Origin of the sequence: Megasphaera sp. AF13-6AC, assembly GCF_027685385.1 — a bacterium.
Taxonomy (GTDB): domain Bacteria; phylum Bacillota; class Negativicutes; order Veillonellales; family Megasphaeraceae; genus Megasphaera; species Megasphaera micronuciformis.
The window spans coordinates 1-255 of record NZ_JAQCUN010000110.1; the positions used below are offsets into that span (position 1 = coordinate 1).

The 255-nt window shown below is 46.3% G+C and carries 1 pseudogene; it reads right to left on the minus strand.

Annotation, left to right across the window (positions count from 1 at the left end):
* Positions 1–255, minus strand: a pseudogene (gene glmU, locus PGX78_RS06455) (bifunctional UDP-N-acetylglucosamine diphosphorylase/glucosamine-1-phosphate N-acetyltransferase GlmU); the annotation flags it as partial.

A 255-nucleotide genomic window follows, 5' to 3' on the forward strand; every position in this document is an offset into this window, starting at 1 on the left:
ACAAAAGCGTGGTTACCGATAGTCGTGCGATGTTTAACCTTGCCGTCATAGTTAACCGTAATCGTGCCGCAGCCGATATTGACACCGGCCCCCACATCGCTGTCACCGATATAGCTGAGATGCGGTAATTTCGTTCCTTCACCGATATGTGAATTCTTGACTTCCATAAAGTTCCCCACTTTTACATGGTCTTCAATATGGGTTTTCGGTCTGAAGTGAACGAAAGGACCGGCGGTCAGATTATTTTCTATCGTA